The sequence below is a fragment of the Rhodobaculum claviforme genome (genome assembly GCF_016653255.1).
GTDB classification, from domain to species: Bacteria; Pseudomonadota; Alphaproteobacteria; order Rhodobacterales; family Rhodobacteraceae; genus Rhodobaculum; species Rhodobaculum claviforme.
Genome location: NZ_NHSD01000133.1, coordinates 1 through 15,672, shown reverse-complemented (window position 1 = coordinate 15,672; position 15,672 = coordinate 1). Strand labels below are relative to the sequence as shown.

General features: G+C 71.4%; 16 protein-coding genes. 1 reads left to right on the top strand and 15 read right to left on the bottom strand.

What is annotated here, in order from left to right:
• The 8 genes from CCR87_RS04010 to CCR87_RS03975 all read right to left on the bottom strand — a co-directional run.
• Positions 1 to 969 (bottom strand): acetolactate synthase large subunit (locus CCR87_RS04010; protein WP_201156283.1); only part of this gene is annotated, 969 nt, incomplete at its 3' end.
• The gene (locus tag CCR87_RS04005) at positions 966 to 2,039 is read right to left on the bottom strand and encodes an ABC transporter ATP-binding protein (RefSeq protein WP_201156282.1); all 1,074 of its coding nucleotides are present in this window, start codon (positions 2,037 to 2,039) and stop codon (positions 966 to 968) included. The genes CCR87_RS04005 and CCR87_RS04010, both read right to left, overlap by 4 nt.
• Positions 2,036 to 3,034, bottom strand: coding sequence for an ABC transporter ATP-binding protein (locus CCR87_RS04000; protein WP_201156281.1), 999 nt, complete (start codon positions 3,032 to 3,034; stop codon positions 2,036 to 2,038). Before CCR87_RS04000 ends, CCR87_RS04005 begins: the two co-directional genes overlap by 4 nt.
• Complete coding sequence (locus CCR87_RS03995; protein ID WP_201156280.1) at positions 3,031 to 4,482, bottom strand: amidohydrolase family protein; 1,452 nt, start codon at positions 4,480 to 4,482, stop codon at positions 3,031 to 3,033. Before CCR87_RS03995 ends, CCR87_RS04000 begins: the two co-directional genes overlap by 4 nt.
• A gap of 76 nt (positions 4,483 to 4,558) precedes the next feature.
• Positions 4,559 to 6,151: an ABC transporter substrate-binding protein gene (locus tag CCR87_RS03990; RefSeq protein ID WP_201156279.1), complete on the bottom strand. Its 1,593-nt coding sequence runs from the start codon at positions 6,149 to 6,151 to the stop codon at positions 4,559 to 4,561.
• Between the two features lie 157 nt (positions 6,152 to 6,308).
• Positions 6,309 to 7,196: an ABC transporter permease gene (locus CCR87_RS03985; protein ID WP_201156278.1), complete on the bottom strand. Its 888-nt coding sequence runs from the start codon at positions 7,194 to 7,196 to the stop codon at positions 6,309 to 6,311.
• Positions 7,193 to 8,134 carry an ABC transporter permease gene (locus CCR87_RS03980; RefSeq protein ID WP_201156277.1) on the bottom strand — a complete coding sequence of 314 codons (942 nt, stop codon included), beginning with the start codon at positions 8,132 to 8,134 and terminating at the stop codon, positions 7,193 to 7,195. Before CCR87_RS03980 ends, CCR87_RS03985 begins: the two co-directional genes overlap by 4 nt.
• A 64-nt stretch (positions 8,135 to 8,198) precedes the next feature.
• Entirely contained in the window at positions 8,199 to 9,830 is a 1,632-nt protein-coding gene (locus tag CCR87_RS03975; RefSeq protein WP_201156276.1) for an amidohydrolase, read from the bottom strand.
• A 228-nt stretch (positions 9,831 to 10,058) separates the two neighbouring features.
• Between CCR87_RS03975 and CCR87_RS03970 the strand changes: the two genes are divergently transcribed.
• Complete coding sequence (locus CCR87_RS03970) at positions 10,059 to 11,501, top strand: FAD-binding oxidoreductase (protein ID WP_201156275.1); 1,443 nt, start codon at positions 10,059 to 10,061, stop codon at positions 11,499 to 11,501.
• Between the two features lie 8 nt (positions 11,502 to 11,509).
• On the opposite strand, the gene CCR87_RS03965 is transcribed toward CCR87_RS03970, so the two are convergent.
• From CCR87_RS03965 to CCR87_RS03935, 7 genes are all read right to left on the bottom strand, one after another.
• Positions 11,510 to 11,683 carry a DNA gyrase inhibitor YacG gene (locus CCR87_RS03965; protein WP_201156274.1) on the bottom strand — a complete coding sequence of 58 codons (174 nt, stop codon included), beginning with the start codon at positions 11,681 to 11,683 and terminating at the stop codon, positions 11,510 to 11,512.
• On the bottom strand, positions 11,680 to 12,717 hold the full coding sequence (locus CCR87_RS03960; protein ID WP_201156273.1) for a ribonuclease E/G: 1,038 nt from the start codon (positions 12,715 to 12,717) through the stop codon (positions 11,680 to 11,682). Before CCR87_RS03960 ends, CCR87_RS03965 begins: the two co-directional genes overlap by 4 nt.
• Positions 12,714 to 13,289, bottom strand: a complete 576-nt coding sequence (locus tag CCR87_RS03955; protein WP_201156272.1) for a Maf family nucleotide pyrophosphatase — start codon at positions 13,287 to 13,289, stop codon at positions 12,714 to 12,716. Before CCR87_RS03955 ends, CCR87_RS03960 begins: the two co-directional genes overlap by 4 nt.
• A 91-nt stretch (positions 13,290 to 13,380) precedes the next feature.
• A complete protein-coding gene (gene infA, locus CCR87_RS03950; protein WP_037209844.1) occupies positions 13,381 to 13,599 on the bottom strand; it encodes a translation initiation factor IF-1 in 219 nt (72 codons plus the stop codon).
• Between the two features lie 74 nt (positions 13,600 to 13,673).
• Positions 13,674 to 14,561 carry a carbon-nitrogen hydrolase family protein gene (locus tag CCR87_RS03945; protein ID WP_201156271.1) on the bottom strand — a complete coding sequence of 296 codons (888 nt, stop codon included), beginning with the start codon at positions 14,559 to 14,561 and terminating at the stop codon, positions 13,674 to 13,676.
• Positions 14,561 to 15,148: a GNAT family N-acetyltransferase gene (locus CCR87_RS03940; protein WP_201156270.1), complete on the bottom strand. Its 588-nt coding sequence runs from the start codon at positions 15,146 to 15,148 to the stop codon at positions 14,561 to 14,563. Before CCR87_RS03940 ends, CCR87_RS03945 begins: the two co-directional genes overlap by 1 nt.
• Before the next feature lie 37 nt (positions 15,149 to 15,185).
• Positions 15,186 to 15,524: a ketosteroid isomerase-related protein gene (locus CCR87_RS03935; RefSeq protein WP_242511845.1), complete on the bottom strand. Its 339-nt coding sequence runs from the start codon at positions 15,522 to 15,524 to the stop codon at positions 15,186 to 15,188.
• Positions 15,525 to 15,672 lie beyond the last annotated feature (148 nt).

Here is a 15,672-nt window from a genome sequence, read left to right as displayed (position 1 = left end):
GTCGGCGGGGGTGTGGGGGCGCGCGCCGCAGGCTTCGGCCAGGGCGGCGACGGCGGCCGGGCCGTCCTGGTCGAAGGCGGCAAGCGGGATCACCTCGCAGCCCTCCGGCAGCACCAGGCTGGGGCGGTCGGGATAGGCAAAGAACGCCACCGGCGCCTGCGTCTCGATCAGGATGGCGTGGCGGAACCGCGCCAGCACCTCCAGCGCCATGTCCACGGGATAGGGGATCTTGGCGAGGTTCACCCGGCCCGCGCCGCGCTCGATCCGGCGGTTCGATGTGGGGGCCATCAGCGCGGCCCCCGTGCGCTCGGCGATGCCCGCGAGCAGCGCCAGCGTGGCGGTATCCTCCAGCACCGCGCCGCCCACCAGGAGCAGGGTGTCGGGACCCAGCGCGGCCGCGGCGGCATCCAGCGTGGCGGGGTCGATGGCGCGCGCGGGCGTGGGGCTTACGGGGGCGGCCACCACGCCGCCTTCGTCCCAGCCGATGTCGGCGGGCGCGATCAGGGTGGCGACCTGTCCCGGCTTGGACCTCGCGGCCGCCAGCCCCTCGGCCGCGTCCTGCGCGATGGTGGCGGCATGGGTCGCGGTGCGCACCCAGTCCGAGAACGGCGCGGCCGCGCCCGCCACATCGCCCGTCAGCGGCGCGTCATAGGCCAGGTGCCGCACCGCGTGGTCGCCCACCAGGTTCAGCATCGGCGTGCGCGCCTTGCGGGCGTTGTGCATGTTGGCACCCGCATTGGCCAGGCCGGGCGCCAGGTGCAGCAGCGTGACCGCAGGCTTGCCGGCCATGCGGGCATAGCCATCCGCGGCGCCGGTCACCACGCCCTCGAACAGGCCAAGGACACAGCGCAAGAGGTTGGTACGGTCGAGCGCATCGACGAACTGCATCTCCGACGTGCCGGGATTGGCGAAGCAGACTTCGACGCCCGCCCCGTGGAGGGTGCGGACAAGACTTTCGGCGCCGTTCATGCGGGGGTGGTCTCCTTGTTGCGGGTGCGGGCGGCGGCAAGAACCGCAAGCCTCCGCGCCAGCGGGGTGTTGGCATCGAGCGGGCGGGTCTGCGCGCGCATCGTTGCGGGTTCGGCCAGGTGGCAGGCCACGCGCGTGTCACCGATGGTGCGCAGCTCCGGACGCTCGGCCCGGCAGCGGTCCACCGCCAGCGGGCAGCGGGGGTGAAAGGCGCAGCCGGTGGGCGGGTTCATGGCGCTGGGCAGGTCGCCCTCGACGCTGGCGTGCACGCGCCCCGCGCTGGGGTCCGGGCGCGGCGCGGCGGCGATCAGCGATCGGGTGTAGGGGTGCAGGGGGGCCGCGAACAGCTCGGCCGACGGCGCCTCCTCGACCATGCGGCCGAGGTACATCACCGCCACGCGGGTCGCGATATGGCGCACGACGGCAAGGTCGTGACTGATGAAGACATACGCCACGCCGAGCTGCTTCTGGATGTCCTGCAACAGGTTGACGATCTGCGCCTGCACGGAGACGTCGAGCGCCGACACCGGCTCGTCGCACACGATCAGGCGCGGGCGCGTGGCCAGCGCGCGCGCGATCCCCACCCGCTGGCGCTGCCCGCCCGAGAATTCGTGCGGGTAGCGTTCGGCGTGGAACGACGACAGGCCGCACAGGCCCAACACCTCGGCCACCTTGGCCTGCAGGTTGGCCTGCGTGGCGACGCCATGCAGCAACAGCGGCTCCGACAGCACCTCGCGCACCGTCATGCGCGGGTTGAGCGAGCCGTAGGGGTCCTGAAAGATGATCTGCATGCGCTTGCGCATCTGCCGCAGATCGGCGCGCGACAGCGTCATCAGGTCGGTCCCATCCAGCCGCATGGTGCCGGAGGTTGGCTCGATCAGGCGCAGCAGGGCGCGCCCGGTGGTGGACTTGCCGCAGCCGGATTCGCCCACGATGGCCAGCGTCTCGCCCGCGTTCACGGTGAAGCTGACGTCGGTGACGGCCTGCACGGTGCCGACCACCCGGCGCAACAGGCCCCGGCGGACGGGAAAATGCTTGGTCAGGCCCTCGACCTCCAGCAGGGCGCTCATGGCCGGGCTCCTTCGATGGGGGCGTGCCAGCAGGCGACGCGGTGGGCATCGGCGATGGCGCGCAGTGGCGGCGGCTGGGTCTTGCAGCGGTCATCGGCCAGCGGACAGCGCGAGGCGAACCGGCACCCCTTGAGCACGGCCCAGGGCGGCGGAACCGACCCCTCGATGGTGGCCAGCCGGTCGGCGTCCACGTCGATGCGCGGCACCGCCGCCATCAGCCCGATGGTGTAGGGGTGCTGGGGATCGGCGAACAGCGCCGCGGTGGGGGCCTGTTCGACGACGGTGCCGGCGTACATCACCACCACCTCGTCGCAGGTTTCGGCCACCACGCCCAGATCGTGGGTGATCAGCAGGATCGCGGTGCCGGTGCGATCCTGGAGGTCCTTCATCAGTTCCAGGATCTGCGCCTGGATGGTGACATCCAGCGCGGTGGTGGGTTCGTCCGCGATCAGCAGGTCGGGGTCGTTGGCCAGCGCCAGCGCGATCATCACCCGCTGGCGCTGCCCTCCCGACAGCTGGTGGGGGTAGTCGTCCACCCGTTTGGACGGCGACGGCAGGCCCACGAGGTCGAACAGCTCGATCGCGCGCTCGCGGGCGGCCTGGGCCGAGAGGTTGGCGTGGACCTTGAGGCTCTCGATGATCTGGGCGCCGCAGGTATAGACCGGGTTGAGCGAGGTCATCGGCTCCTGAAAGATCATGCCCATCCGGCCACCGCGCAGCGCGCGCATCTGCGCGTCCGGCAGCGTCAGCAGGTCCTGCCCGTCGAAGGTGATGCGCCCGCCGGCGTAGCGGCCCGGCGGCGCCGACACCAGCCGCATGATCGCCAGCGAGGTCACGGACTTGCCGCAGCCCGATTCGCCCACGATGCCGAGGGTGCGGCCCCGGTGGACCGAGAAGCTGACACCGTCCACCGCGCGGAACACGTTGCGGTCCACGCCGAACTCGACGCGCAGGTCCTCGACCGAGAGGATCGGGGGGTCCGCGGGTGTCATCATGCCACCGGATAGGTCAGGGGGGATGCTTGGGTGTGGTGCCGCCCGGCATAGTCGAGCGCGGTGAACGCGGCCTCGGCCCGGCGCTGGGCCGCCTCCAGCCGCGCGGTGGCGTCGTCGAGGTCGAAGGCAAGGCAGGTGCCGTCGCGCACCACCTGGGTGCCGTCGACGAACACGTCGCGCACCGCGCGTTCGGCCGCGACATAGATCAGGCTGCGCAACGGGTCGCGCACGGGGCGCATCGCCGGGTGGCTGATGTCGGCGATGAACAGGTCGGCCTTTGCCCCCGGCGCCAGCCGCCCGATGTCGTCGCGCCCCAGGATGGCCGCGCCGCCCACCGTCGCCGCGTCGAAGATGTGCGAGGTGCGCAGGTCAAAGGGATCGCCCGACAGAAGCCGCGAGTTGGTGAGCGCGTTGCGCATTTCCTCCAGCATGTTGTGGGGATAGGTGTCGGTGCCGATGCCCACGGGAATGCCCGCGCGCAGGTACCGGCCCACGGTGCGCATGGCGATGCCGCGGCGCTGGAACACGGTGGGGCAGTGCGCGACCGCCGCACCCGAGGCGCGCAGCATCTCGAAATCCCGTGCCTGTGGCCAGTGCAGCCAGGGATGATCGTTGAGGAAGATGCCGTGCCCGATGATCGCGCCGGGTTTCAGCACGCCCAGCGCATCGAGCCATTCGACCGGGGTCTTGCCGTGGCGGCGGGTGATCTCGTGGAACTCCACCACCGACTGCGCCGCGTGGATCTGGAACGGGACGCCCCGCTCCTGCGCGGCGGCGAAGCTGTCGGCGATCAGATCGGCGGTGCAGGTATCGATCTGCGACGGCGCGACCATGCCCGACATCCGCCCCGAGGGATGCGCGTTGGCCGCGTCCACCAGCTTCAGCGCGGCGTCCATGGCGGCGCGGCCGGCGGCCTCGTCCCATTCATACTCGACCACATGGCCGTTGCGCGTGAACCACCGCGCCGAGCGGTACATCGGGGCTGCCACCGCGCGGATGCCGGAGCGTTCCAGCAGGTCGAACCAGTCGTCATAGGGCACCGACAGGTCCACCAGCGTGGTAACGCCCGACATCAGCAGTTCCGACAGCCCGACCTCGGTGCAGGCGGTGCGGCCCGCGTCATCGGGGCGGAACAGCGGCATGAATTCGTAAAGCGACGAGTTGTAGAGCTTCGGGCTGCCAAGTTCGTCCAGCATGCCCTTGTTCATCGGCTCCGACAGCGGGTGGCTGTGGATGTTCACCAGCCCCGGGCTGACCAGCCGGTCGGTGCCGTCGATCTCCACCGCGGCCGCGCCGTCCCAGTGCCCGCCCACCTGCAGGATTTGCCCGCCGGCAAACGCCACGTCCCCGCCCTGAAGGTACCGGTGCCCGCCCGCGCCGTCCCCCGCGTCGGGGTCCCATGCGACGATCCAGGCGGCGTTGCGGATGACGGTGACGGCGTCGGACATGGGGGCTCCGGTCAGGTTGGGAAGGGGGAAGGCTGCAGGGGCGGGCCGGGGGGATCCCCCCGGCCCGTCCGCGTGGTCAGTCGTTGAAGCGCAGGTCGAGGCCCTTGTAGAGGCCCGCGCCATAGATGTTGTGCGGCACCACCGGCGCCATCGCGGTCGTGTGGGCGATGAACATCGGCTCGTGATAGAGCGGGATCCACACGGCGGCGTCGTGCACGATCTCCAGTACCTCGCCATAGGAGGACGCGCGCGTGCCGTCGTCGGTCGCCGTCTTGCCCGCCTGCAACAGGTCGTCCGTCATCTGGTCGATCCAGTTCATCCGGTTCGGCGTGGGCGTGTTTTCCGACCGGAAATACAGGTTCAGCGCATCGCCGGCCGAGATGTAGGGGAAGCTCATCCCGAACATGTCGAATTCCTGCGTGGCCAGCCGCGACCAGGCGACGGTGGCGTCGAACGCCTGGATCTCCATGCCGACGCCGATCTGCAACAGGTCGGCCTGCACCGCCTCGGCGATCTTGGCCCAGGTGGAGCCGGCGAAGACATAGGCCAGCGGCCGCAGCTCCAGCCCGTCACGCGCGCGCACCCCGTCCGAGCCGCGCTCCCAGCCGGCCTCGTCCAGCATCCGGTTGGCCAGGTCCACGTCGTGGCGCAGCAGCCGGTCGTCAAGGTCGGGGTTCCAGTCCAGCGCGGCCTGGCTGATGTAGCTGAAGGCGGGCTCGACCATGCCGAAGAACAGATCCTCGGCCATCGCCTCCTGATCGACCGCCAGGTTCATCGCCTGACGCACCACCGGGTCGGCGACGACGTCCTTGTCGACCTTGAAGCCCATGAAGTAGGTCCAGAACGCCTCGTCGGACTGCACGACCTCCACGGTGGGGGTGGCGCGCAGCTGTTCGATGGCGATGGCCGGGACATACTGGGTGATCTGCGACTGGCCGGTGATCAGGGCCACCGTGCGGGTGCTTTCCTCGGGCACGATCTGCCAGGTGATGCGCTCCAGATGCGCGGGGCCCTGGTTGTCGTGGAACGACGGACCCCAAGTGTAGTTGGGGTTGCGCTCGATCACCATGCGGTCGCGCGGCGCCCAGTCGACCCAGCAGAACGGGCCGGTGCCGTTGAAGCCGTTGATGCCGAAGTCCTCGCCCAGCGCCTCGGCGCTGTCGCGGTCGAAGATGGTGCCGAAGCTCTGGGTCAGCTGGTAGAGCAGTTCGGAGAACGGCGCCGACAGCTCGTATTCGACGGTCAGGTCGTCGACGGCGCGGATCTCCACCACGTCGCCCGCGCGCCACGCCACCGGCGAGGACGTCTCGGGGTCGACCCAGCGCGACAGCGACCAGACCACGTCGTCGGCCGTCAGCGGCTTGCCGTCGCAGAAGGTCACGCCCTCCTTGAGGTGGAAGGTATAGATCAGGCCGTCGTCCGACACCTCCCAGCTGTGCGCCAGCCCGTCGCTGAGGGTCTGCATGTCGGGCTCCAGCGACACCAGCGTATCGCCGAGCATGAACAGCACCTCGGCCGCCGCGCGCGCGGTGGAGCGGTGGGGGTCATAGTTGTTGCTGTCGACCTCACGGACGATGGTGACTTCCTGCGCGGCGGCAAGCGCGGGCAGCATCAGCGCCGTGCTGGCGGCCAGCACGAGCCGGACGGAGTGTTTCGGTGTGCGTGTCATGGTGTGGGCTACCTTTCCCTGTTGGATCAGATGCGCCCGGCGTTGCCCGCCGGGTCCGTTGCGAAATTGCCGCGCGCGCCCGGGGTCGGCCCCGTCAGGGGTGCCGTCTGCCTGGTGGGGCGGGGGCGTCGGGTCATGGTCGGGTCTCCCTTCCGCGTCAGCCGCGCAGCCGCGGGTCCAGCACATCGCGCAGCGCGTCGCCGACGATGTTGGCACACAGCACGATGACAAAGATCGCCACCGACGGGATCACCGCGATATGCGGCGCGAACAGCAGGAAATCGCGCCCCTGCGCCGCCATCATCCCCAGTTCAGCCGCCGGCGGGCGCGCGCCCAGCCCGAGGAACGACAGCGCAGCCCCGATCAGGATCACCTGGCCAAACCGCAGGCTGATGAAGATCATGATCGACGAGACGCAGTTGCGCATCAGGTACCGCGTGAACAGCGCCCGGTCCGACAGGCCCACGGCGCGACCGGCCTCGATGAACTCCTGCTCCATCACGGACACGGCGATGGAGCGCGCGATGCGGGCGCAATCGGGGATGGTCGCGATCGCCAGCGCCACGATCACCGGCACCACCCCGGGGCCGAACACCGCCACCAGCGCCAGCCCCAGCAGGATCGCGGGGAACGACAGCATCATGTCCACCAGCCGCATGACATAGGGGTCGATGCGCTTGTAGAACGCCGACAGAAGCCCCAGAAGCGAGCCGAAGATTCCCCCCACCAGCACCGCCACCACGCCGATGATCAGCGTCGTGCGCGTGCCGTACAGGATGCGCGAGAGCATGTCGCGCCCCTGGCCGTCGGTGCCCAGGATGTGGGTCCATGTGCCGCGCGCCTCCCACACCGGAGGCAGCATCACCGCCCGGCTGCTGGCATAGGGGTTGTGAGGCGCGATCAGCGGCGCCAGTGCCGCGCCCAGCACGATCAGCGCCAGGATCAGCAGGCCCAGCGCGGCGGCGCGGTCGGCCAGCAGCAGCTGCCACCAGGCGCGTCTGCGCGGGGCCAGGGCGGCGGTGTCGATCTCGGCGGTCGTGCTCATTTCTTCTGCACCCTCGGGTCGAGCAGGGCATAGAGGACGTCCACGACCAGGTTGACCAGAATGAAGGCCAGCGCCAGCACCAGGATCGCGCCCTGCGTTAGCGGAAAGTCGGAGGACAGGATCGCCCCGACCGCAAGCCGGCCGATGCCGGGGTAGGAGAAGATCGTCTCGGTCACCACCGCGCCGCCCAGCAGATAGCCCGCCTGCAACCCGATCAGCGTGATCACCGGGATCAGCGCGTTGCGCAGCCCGTGGCGGACGATCACCGCGCGCTCCGTCAGGCCCTTGGCGCGGGCGGTGCGGACGTGGTCGAGCCGCAGCACCTCCAGCACGCTGGAGCGGGTCATCCGCGCGACGGGGCCGATGAAGATCAGCCCCAGCGACAGCGCCGGCAGCGCGATGTGGCGCAGCCCGTCCACCGTCCACAGCGGCCCGCCGCGCCCGATGAAGGGCAGAAGCTGCCACTTCACCCCCACCAGCTGGATCAGCACCAGGCAGATGAAGAAGATCGGCAGCGACACCCCCGCCACCGAAAACGCCATGATCGCGCGATCCACGAGCGACCCGCGCCACACCGCGGCCAGCGTGCCCAGCGAGATGCCCGCCGGGATCGACCAGATCAGGCACGCCAGCATCAGCTCCAGCGTCGGGCCGATGGCCGCGCCCAGCTCCACCACCACCTCGCGGTTGGAGATCAGCGACCGCCCCAGGTCCCCCTGCATCAGCCGCCCCATGTAGCGCATGAACTGCACCACCATCGGATCATCAAGGCCCATGCGCTCCCGGATCTGGGCGACGATCTCGGGCGGGGCGGCGGGCCCCGCCAGCACCCGCGCGGGATCGCCCGGCGCCACCTGCACCAGCACGAATCCAAGGATCAGAACGCCCAGCAGCACCGGGATCGACAGCAGCAGGCGGTTGAGGATGGTCTCTAGCATGGGAGGGTCTCTGGCATGGGGCCTGTCCGTTTCCTTGCCTGGGGTATGTCGCGGTCCGGCATCCTCAGCCTGTCCTGTCGTACACGACGCGGCCGCCCAGCACCGTCAGGTCGCAGCGGGCCTCCAGGATGGTTTCGGGCGGGCCGGTCAGGAAGTCGCGGTCGAACACCGCCACATCCGCAAGCTGCCCGGGCACGAGGCGGCCCTTCCGGTCCTCGGCCTTCTCGGCATAGGCCGAGGCATGGGTGTAGGCATGCAGCGCCTCCGCCACGCTCAGGGCCTGTTCGGGGCCGATCTCGGTGCCTTGCCGGGTGCGGCGGGTGACCATGGTGTAGATGTTGGGCAGGGGCGCGATTTCCGTCACCGGACAGTCGGTGGAGGCCGACGGCTGAAGCCCGCGCTCGATCCACGTCCGCATCGGGTGCGAGGCCGCGACCTTGTCCGCCGGCGCCAGCGTCAGGTACAGATCGCCGAAGTAGTACAGGAAAGCCGGTTGCGGCACCGGCAGCACATGCAGCGCCACCATCCGGTCCATCTGGTCGGGGCGCAGCCAGCCGCAATGTTCGATCCGGTGGCGGCGGTCGGGGTCGGGGGTGTCGGCCAGCGCGGCCTCGTAGGCATCGAGCACCTGGTCGATGGCCGCGTCGCCGATGGCGTGGATCGCCAGGGTGTAGCCCGCGCGGTGGGCGTCCATCACCATGCCCGTGACCTCGGCGTTGTCGGGGATGCACAGGATGCCCTTGTCGGCCGGGTCGTCGCCCAGATAGGGCCAAGTCATCGCCGCCGTGCGCCCGCCCGCGCTGCCGTCGGTGAAGATCTTGACCCCGCCGATGCGGAACATGTCGTCGCCGTGGCCGGTGACCAGGCCCGCCTCGCGGCAGCGCGCAAGGATCGTGCGGCCCTTGTCGCCCATCACCGTACCCCAGACCCGCACCGGCAGCCGGCCGGTCGTGTGGGCGGTCTGATAGGCCTCCATCTCGGACCAGCCGTCGCGCAGGCCGATGGCGGCCTCCATCACCGAGGTGATGCCGTATGTCCACAGGTCGCGGCCGCCCCGCTCGATCGCGGCGACCATGTCGTCGGGTGTGGTGCGCGGCATCACGCTGATGACCGGCTCGCGCGCGGTCTCGGCCAGCAGGCCCGTCAGACGGCCTTCGCGGCGCTCGATCAGGCCGCCTTCGGGCGACGGGGTGTTTTCCCCGATCCCCGCCATCGCCAGCGCGCGGGTGTTGGCGACCGCCAGATGTCCGCAGGTGCGCACGATATAGACCGGGTGATCGGGGCAGGCCGCGTCCAGCTCGTCGCGCGTCGGGTGCCGCCCGGTATCGAGCCGGAAGTGGTCATAGCCGCGCCCGTTGACCCACTCCCCGGCCGGGGTCTTGGCCGCGCGCGCCGTCAGCGCCGCCAGCAGTTTTTCCAGCGTGGGCGCGGCTGCGGGGCGCAGATCGACCTCGGCCATCGCAAGCCCATAGGGCAGCAGGTGCATGTGTGCATCATTCAGCCCCGGCACCGCCAGGCGCCCGGCCAGGTCGACCAGCTGCGTGTCCGGCCCGGCCAGCGCGGCGATTTCGGCCGTGGTGCCGGTGGCGATCACACGCCCGCCGCCCATCGCCACCGCCTCGGCCTCCGGCAGGCCGAGGCCGCACCAGACGCGGCCGCCGGTCAGAATCAGGTCGGGTGTCTGGTTCGGGGTCATGCGCGCCCCGCAAACATTGCATGCCGTGGTGTGCCTTGCCGCATCTCTGCTCTCTTTCCTCGGGGATTTCACGCCGCTGTCCGGCTTTTGTATGAAGAGAGCAGCGCCGAGCGCCGAGTGTCAAGACGATTGGTGCGCACAATCGACGCCGCGCCGCGGCGTTGGGCAATTGCGCGGCAGCGCGTCCGTGCCCTAGGGTGCCCCCGACACAGCAGTTCCGGAGCCGCCATGCCCGCCTTTCCCGACGTCCCCCCGACCCCGCCGCAGGCGCCGCCCGCAAGCACGCTGCGCGCGGCGCTGGAGGCCGCGCTTGCGCCCGGTGCCGTGCTGTCGGGGGACGACGTGACGGGGCGCGATCCGGGCTGGCATCCTGACAACCTGCGCGCGGGGCTGATGGTGCGCCCGTCCTCCACCGCCGAGGTGGCGCGGGTGCTGGATGTCGCCCGTCGCCACGGCGCCAGCGTGGTGCCGCAGGGCGGGCGCACCGGGCTGGTGGGGGGCACCGTATCGGCGCCGGGCCAGATCATCCTGTCGACCGAACGGCTGGCGCGCATCCGCCAGATCGACCCCGACACCCGCGTGGCCGTGGTGGAGGCCGGTGTGACCCTTGCGGCCCTGCAGGATGCCGCCGCCGCCCACGGGCTGGAGCCGGGCATCGACATCGCCGCGCGCGGCAGCGCCACCATCGGGGGCATGATCTCCACCAACGCGGGCGGCATGACGGCGCACCGCCACGGGGTGATGCGCCACCGTGTGCTCGCGCTGGAGGCGGTGCTGCCGGACGGCCGCGTGCTGTCGGACCTCGCGCCGGTGATCAAGGCCGCGACCGGGCCGGACCCGCGCCATCTGCTGGTCGGCGCCGAGGGCACGCTGGGCATCGTCACCGCCGCCGCGCTGCGGCTGGAGCCCGCGGCGCCCGCGCATGCTACCGCGTTGCTGGCGCTGCGGGATCTGGAGGCGGTGCCTGCGGCGCTGGCGGGTGTGCTGCGCCCCGACGCAGGCCATCTGCACGCGGCCGAGCTGATGACCGCGCGCCACCTGGCGTTCATGCAGGAGGCGCATGGCCATTCCCTCGGGCCGGTGGGGCAGGCGGGGGGGGCGTACCTGCTGGTCGCGCTGGCGGGACCGGCGCCCGCGCCCCTCCAGGAGGCGCTGGAGGGGCTGGCTGCGGCGCTCTACGAGGGGGGCGCGGTGGTGGATGCGCTGATCGCCACCTCGGGCGCGCAGGCCGAGCGGCTGTGGGCCCTGCGCGAGGATACCGGCGCGATCAGCCAGCGCTTCGGCGGCGCGGCGGGCTTCGATGTGTCGGTGCCGGTCTCGGCGCTGTCGGGCTACATCCGCGCGGTCGACGCGGGGCTGGCCGCGGTCGAGCCGGGCCTTGGCGCCTTTGTCTTCGGCCATGTGGCGGATGGCAACCTGCACATCGTGCTGGACCGCCCCGAGCCCTTTCCCGAGGGCTTGCGCCAGCGCATCGAGGCGGCGATCTACGGCCCCCTCGGCGCGGTGGGGGGCGTGTTCTCGGCCGAGCACGGCATCGGCTCCAAGCGGGTGGGGCATCTGATGTCGCGCGGCGATCCGGTGCGGCTGGCGGTCATGGCGCAGATCAAGGCGGCGCTGGACCCGGACGGGCTGATGAACCCCGGCAAGGTGCTGCCCGTCGCCGGGGCCTGAGGGCCGGATCAGTGCCGGCGGGGCGGCCCGGGGTCGTCGTCGTCGGGGTCGTCTCCGGCGGGTTCGGCCGGGATGGCATAGCGCCCGCCCAGCCAGCGGCCCAGATCGACATCGGCGCAGCGCCGCGAGCAGAAGGGCCGGTACTCCGCCACCGCCGGTCGATTGCAGATCGGACAGCTCATCCCGGCACCCCGTCCAGCACCTCCGTCAGCGGGCGGCGGTCGCGGCGGCGCTGGAGCTCGAAATTGCCCAGCGGCGTCCAGCCCGCCAGTACGACGCCCGCATCCTCGCGCCGGAAGGCCGCGCGCAGGGCCTGTTCCACGGTGCCGCGGTCGCGCTTGGGCATGGGGGCGAAATCCACCACGATCTGGCCGCCCAGCCCGCGCAGGCGCAATTGGCGCGGCAACTCGCGCGCGGCGTCGAGGTTGGCCTTCAGCCCCGCCGCCGGTGATCCGTCGGGGCCGGTGTTCACGTCCACCGCCACCAGCGCGCGCGTCGCCTCCACCGCCATGTGGGCGCCGCGGCCCAGCGTGGCCACCGGATCGCGCAGCGCGTCGATCAGGTCCTCGACCCCGTGGTCGGCAAAGGCGCGCGGCCCCTCGGCCAGCAGGTCGGTGTCGGGCCAGTCGCGCCGCGCCACGGCGTGTGGCCCGGGGGCTGCGTGCAGCAGCGCCGGGGGGCCATCGGGCGACAGCGCGGCGGCGGTGGCCAGCAGCGCTGCGATCTCGGCGCGCACGGCCTCCGCGTCGGCGTGTTCGGCGGCCGAGCGCAGGATGATGCCGGTCCCGTCGTCGGCGGCGGCCAGCGCGGCCTCGGCCATCTCGACCAATGCCGCGCGGATGTCGGCGTCGCGCATGCCGCGCGCGGGGTTCACCCCCGGCGCACCCGGTGTGACGATCGCCAGCCGCCCCTTGAGCAGAAGCCGCGTGCCCACCGGCAGCGCCTTGCCCGCCTCCGCCACGCCCGAGACCTGCACCACCACCCCGTCACCGGGGCGCAGCCCGTTGGTCTGGCGCAGGAAGCCGCTGGCCCCCGAGGGCAGGTCGAGAAACGCGCCCCCCAGCCCCTTGACCGGGCGGCCCAGCCGGCCGCGCAGGATCGCGCCGGGGCCCAGCGGGCCATCGGCGATCAGCAGCTCCTCCAACCGGCCATCGACGACGCGGGCGGCCGCCTCCTGCCCGCCCAGATGGCCCAGTGCGGTGACCGCGCCCTTCATGCCGCCCGCCACAGCGGATAGCCCGCCCCGCTGAGCAGTTGCGCGGTTTCCGCCAGCGGCAGGCCCACGACGCCAGTGAAGCTGCCCGACAGCCAGGGCACGAACGCCCCCGCCAGGCCCTGGATGCCATAGCCGCCCGCCTTGCCGCGCCAGTCGCCGCTGGCAAGATAGGCGTTGAGTTCATCGTCCGACAGCCGCCGCATCCGCACCGCGCTGACGACCGCCCGGGTCAGGATGCGCCCCTGCGTGCGCAGCGCGACGGCGGTGATGACGGTGTGGCGCCGCCCCGCCAGCGCCACGAGGAATTCGGCCGCCTGCGCGGCGTCCTCCGGCTTGCCCAGGATCCGGCGGCCCATCGCGACGGTTGTGTCGGCGGCCAGCACCAGATCCTCGGCTGGGGCGTCGATCGCCTCGGCCTTCTGGCGGGCGATGCGCAGGCAATAGGGGCGGGGAAGTTCGTCGCGCCGCGGCGTCTCGTCGATCTCGGGGGCGAGGATTTGGTCGGGCGTGACGCCGATCTGGGCCAGAAGGTCCCGCCTGCGCGGGCTGGCCGAGGCAAGGATCAGGCGCACGGGCACCTCCGCGGGCGGGATCGGCCGCTCCGGGCCGGATGATTCGCGCCCGACCGTGCCGGGGCCACGCGAATCGGGGGCCGGTGCGGCGTCACTTGAAGCGATAATTGATTCGTCCCTTGGTCAGGTCGTAGGGCGTCATCTCCACCTGGACGCGGTCGCCCGCAAGGACCCGGATGCGGTTCTTGCGCATCTTGCCTGCCGTGTGTGCGATGATTTCATGGCCGTTTTCGAGCTCGACCCTGAACGTCGCATTCGGCAGGAGTTCCTTCACGACGCCGGGGAATTCGAGCATCTCTTCCTTGGCCATGGTTACTCCATCCTGTGCCAACCGGCGCCACCCGCACCAATCTGGCGCGTAAATGGCGCCGACAGCCCCCGTTTTCAAGGTCTTTGTGCAGCCATGACCCCGTGCGACAGCCGCTCGGCCTGGGCCCGCCAGTCGCGCCAGTTCAGAACGCCGCCCGCCACACGCACCCGGGCGATGGCATCGAGGTTCACATCGGCCACCGCCCAGCCACCGGTGTTCATGGCGCTTTCCGCGAGGATGCCGGTCTCGGGCCAGCCACGGTCGGGGGGGCCATAGATCGCGGCGCGGCCCACGTTCATGTCCACCGCCGGGCACCACGGCGCTGCGCCGACGGTGGGGGCATGGGCGACGGCGCACTGATTCTCCAGCGCGCGGGCCATGGCGCCGATGCGGACCCGGCTGAAGCCCGCGTGCGTCTCGGTGGCCGAGGGCACCAGCAGGAGCTCGGCGCCCGCATCGACCAGCGCGCGCGCCAGCAGCGGAAACTCGCAGTCATAGCAGATCAGGATGCCGAGCCGCCCCAGCGGCGTGTCGAACACCCGCAGCGGGCCGCCGGGGCGGACGTCCCATTCCTCGGCCTCGAACCGGGTCATGATCTGCTTGTCCTGATGGCCGAGGATGCCGTCGGGCCCGAACAGCGTGGCGCGGTTGACCGGGCGGGCCCCGTCGAACACCGGCCCCGAGGCGCCGAGAATGTGCACCCGGTGGCGCCGCGCCAGGTCGGCATGCAGCGCATCCACCGCGTCGCGGTGGCGCGCGACCTCGTGCAACGAGGCCTCCAGGTCGCGCGCGGTGTCGGCGCCGCCGAGGGACGCCAGCTCCATCAGCCCGTATTCCGGAAAGACCAGAAGCTCGGCGCCCGCGCGTGCGGCATCGGCCACGCCGGTGGCCAGCTTGGTGGCGTAGCTGTCCCAGTCGTCGTGCCAGTCGATGGGCCAGGCAGCAGCGGCAATGCGGGGCATCAGAGGTCCTTCATCCAGAATTGCAGGGGTTTGCGCGTCTCCTGCGCATCCCCGATGTCTTTCCATGTGAAATGCGATATCACGCCGGGCAGGGGGGCATAGCCGCGCTTGCGCCAGAACGCATCGAGCGGGCGGTACCCATCGGGCCGCGCGGCGTGGTCGGGCGGGCGCATGACGCCGCAGAACGCCGCGTGACGGCGCCCGAGGGCGCGCCCATGCGATTCCCGCGCGTCAAAGAAGCGATGGCCGATGCCGTGGCCGCGATAGTCGGGCAGCAGCACCGATTCGGCGCAGTAGAAGATGTCCGACAACCGCAGCCCGGTGCCGTCGAAGGCCGCGGCGAAGTCGCCTGCGTGATCCTCCAGCGGGGCGCCGGTGGCCGCCCCCACCAGCCGCGGGCCGTCAAAGGCGCCGACCACGATGGCACCCGCGCTGTCGCGATAGGGCCGCAGGTATCGCCGCTCGTACGCCAGATCGCCGTCATAGAGGTACGGGTACGCACGGAACACCGCGATGCGCAGTCGCGCCACGTCATCGAGGGCGGCGTCAAGGGCATCGCCGGTCAGGGGGCGGACATCGATCCTCATGGCACGGAGCTAGGCCGTGGCGCGCGCGACCGCAACCTCAGCCCGAGACCTGAGCGATCCAGTCCTGAAGGTTGTAGTATGTCGTCACGCGCGCGATCCGCCCGCCGCGGAGCGCAAAGAACGACCCCGCGGGCAGGGCATAGGTCTGGCCCCGCGCCTCGGGCAGGCCGGGGTCGGTGGCAAGGTAGGTGCCATGCACCGTGAACTCGGCCGCCGCGCGGGTGCCGTCGGGCGCTGCCAGGATCACCACATCCACCAGCCGTTCGGCATAGCTGCGGCCCATGTGGGCGCAGAATTCGGCAAAGGCGGCGCGGCCATGGCGCACCGCGCCCTGGTTGACGTGATGGGCCACGTCGTCGGTCACGAGGGCCAGCATCCCGGCCGCGTCGCCCGCATTGAAGGCGTCGATATATGCCGCGATGGTCGCGTGTGCGGCGGCGGTGCCGACCGCGGGCCCGCCATCGGGGGTGGGTTCGGCTGCGGGTTCGGCTGTGGGCTTGGGGGCGGTGTGGGTCATCGGGGGC

Bases quoted from the DNA above. Each gene is read 5' to 3' on its own strand.
- CCR87_RS03980 (WP_201156277.1), bottom strand. From the start codon at position 8,134: ATGCTAGAGACCATCCTCAACCGCCTGCTGCTGTCGATCCCGGTGCTG.
- CCR87_RS03970 (WP_201156275.1), top strand. From the start codon at position 10,059: ATGCCCGCCTTTCCCGACGTCCCCCCGACCCCGCCGCAGGCGCCGCCC.
- CCR87_RS03985 (WP_201156278.1), bottom strand. From the start codon at position 7,196: ATGAGCACGACCGCCGAGATCGACACCGCCGCCCTGGCCCCGCGCAGA.
- CCR87_RS03940 (WP_201156270.1), bottom strand. From the start codon at position 15,148: ATGAGGATCGATGTCCGCCCCCTGACCGGCGATGCCCTTGACGCCGCC.
- CCR87_RS03990 (WP_201156279.1), bottom strand. From the start codon at position 6,151: ATGACACGCACACCGAAACACTCCGTCCGGCTCGTGCTGGCCGCCAGC.
- CCR87_RS03975 (WP_201156276.1), bottom strand. From the start codon at position 9,830: ATGACCCCGAACCAGACACCCGACCTGATTCTGACCGGCGGCCGCGTC.
- CCR87_RS03965 (WP_201156274.1), bottom strand. From the start codon at position 11,683: ATGAGCTGTCCGATCTGCAATCGACCGGCGGTGGCGGAGTACCGGCCC.
- infA (WP_037209844.1), bottom strand. From the start codon at position 13,599: ATGGCCAAGGAAGAGATGCTCGAATTCCCCGGCGTCGTGAAGGAACTC.
- CCR87_RS04005 (WP_201156282.1), bottom strand. From the start codon at position 2,039: ATGAGCGCCCTGCTGGAGGTCGAGGGCCTGACCAAGCATTTTCCCGTC.
- CCR87_RS03945 (WP_201156271.1), bottom strand. From the start codon at position 14,561: ATGCCCCGCATTGCCGCTGCTGCCTGGCCCATCGACTGGCACGACGAC.
- CCR87_RS04000 (WP_201156281.1), bottom strand. From the start codon at position 3,034: ATGATGACACCCGCGGACCCCCCGATCCTCTCGGTCGAGGACCTGCGC.
- CCR87_RS03995 (WP_201156280.1), bottom strand. From the start codon at position 4,482: ATGTCCGACGCCGTCACCGTCATCCGCAACGCCGCCTGGATCGTCGCA.
- CCR87_RS03935 (WP_242511845.1), bottom strand. From the start codon at position 15,524: ATGCTGGCCCTCGTGACCGACGACGTGGCCCATCACGTCAACCAGGGC.
- CCR87_RS03960 (WP_201156273.1), bottom strand. From the start codon at position 12,717: ATGAAGGGCGCGGTCACCGCACTGGGCCATCTGGGCGGGCAGGAGGCG.